This window comes from Mesorhizobium sp. M5C.F.Ca.IN.020.32.2.1, from assembly GCF_004023105.1.
Lineage (GTDB): Bacteria > Pseudomonadota > Alphaproteobacteria > Rhizobiales > Rhizobiaceae > Mesorhizobium > Mesorhizobium wenxiniae.
In genome coordinates this window covers 1-1,775 of sequence record NZ_RZSX01001103.1, presented here as the reverse complement: position 1 = coordinate 1,775, position 1,775 = coordinate 1, and the positions used below count along the sequence as shown (strand labels likewise).

General features: G+C 57.6%; 1 protein-coding gene and 1 pseudogene. One reads left to right on the top strand and one right to left on the bottom strand.

Features of this window, described 5'->3' with window-relative positions; translation table 11 throughout:
• Positions 1-270 precede the first annotated feature (270 nt).
• Complete coding sequence (locus EOA86_RS40900; protein WP_128345433.1) at positions 271-621, top strand: tyrosine-type recombinase/integrase; 351 nt, start codon at positions 271-273, stop codon at positions 619-621.
• A 795-nt stretch (positions 622-1,416) separates the two neighbouring features.
• Here EOA86_RS40900 and EOA86_RS33300 read toward each other — a convergent pair.
• Positions 1,417-1,775, bottom strand: a pseudogene (locus EOA86_RS33300) (autoinducer synthase); the annotation flags it as partial.

Below are 1,775 nucleotides of genomic sequence, written 5' to 3'. Positions count from 1 at the left end.
GGATTCGACATCTCCCCAATCGCAAGGCAATATGAGTGCCGGTGTCGGACGCCAAGGTGGAGACGAACGACCGCCGGAAGTCAAAGCGGCCGGAGATCCCGACCAAGGCCGAATTGCGCACTATCCTCGACGCCACCCCCACCCAAGGCAAGCACCGCGCACTGATCGTCACTGCCCTGTTCAGCGGCTTGCGTGCCTCCGAGTTGCGCGGCCTAAGATGGAACGCTGTCGACCTAAAGCGCGGCGTTCTGACTGTGAAAGGCCGGGTCGATGCATGGGGCGATTTCGGGCTGCCGAAGACATCGGCCGGCCAGCGCGACGTGCCGTTGGCGCCGATGGCAATCAACGCCGCTCCTGGTCGGTGCTGGCCTGTTCAAACTCCACGCCACGAGCCTCGACGCCGACGGCAATCCGCTCAAGATCACCAAGTACAATTTCCATGCGCTACGGCACACGGCGGCGAGCCTGTTCATCGAGCAGAAGCTGTCGCCGAAGCGCGTCCAGACGATCATGGGGCATAGCTCGATCACGGTGACGTTCGACACATACGGCCATCTTTTCGAAGACGACGCCGCCGATCAGACGGCGGTTGCCGAGATCGAGGCCCGGCTACTTTCGTAGCGAAGACTGCAACACGACTGCAACACAAGGCGAAATTTCGTAGCAAAAACAACGGATCAATCTGCCTCTGACTCCGTTAGTCCTGGTTCGAATCCAGGTTCCCCAGCCAAAACAACCTCTTGAAAAAACTGGAATTCTTCCCGCCGAAAAGGAACTTGGAGGGCCAAGCTGCGGTGGCGAGACAAGGGGAAAATAAGGTGGTTGCGATGCGAGAAGCGCGCCAGCCGATTTGGTGAGGCGGTCCAAGCGGCTGCAGAACCGCCATCCTATCCTCATGGCATTCTCTGACAAGTGACTCTCAGACGCGCTACGCACCCAACGCAATATCGAATGTTGCGATCTGCGCCATCCACTTCCACACCGACCGCGTATTCGCCTGGCTGACAAACGCTTTGGCTCAATCCGGTGCTATTGCCATTTGTCCATGGTCCTGTCGATGGTCCAGACGTGGCAATAACAACTCCCAATCCGGTCACAGCCGTATTGTTCGGCAGAGTCTCTTCCATCTTCTGATCTTGCGCGAGCGCTGGTGAGCAGACGATCAAACAAACTAACGCAGTAACGAGTTTTATTGTCATCTTATCCCCCCATGTTGAGTTTTCAATGCCGTTCCTGTATACGCCTAGTAAATGACATCACTAGCCCGAATTGATGTGGCCGCTGTACTGCGCCAAAATACATCGCTGGGTCCGGCGGACGCTGGCGGATTGTCAGTGTTAATAACAGTTCCTCAACGCGCACTTGGTAAATACGCGATTCCATAGCCCTACCTCACGTTAGATGTATTCTTGGTAGCTACCCTGTCCCTGACAATAGGGCGCGCTCTGCCACCCGGTTATTGTTTATGAATGGCACCTGCCTGCCACGCCTCACCAGCAGCGAGTGGCCTATCCCAAGAATCCTGCGCACGCTCGCGAGCGCCGCCTCATTCACCTCGATATAAGCGACGATGTACCATTCCCCGTTTTCTTCCCTCGCCATGCCCATCGGCTCGGCCCGCCATTTGAGCGCGCCATGGTGGGGCATGAAGTAGGTTTCCTGGACGCCGCCGATGGCGCTGAGGCCCTCGTCGAGGGCGTATTCCATGACCGCGCAGCACAGTTGCGTCAGCGTGCCTCGCAGCCCGGTCGAACGTTTTTCGGGGACGACGAAGG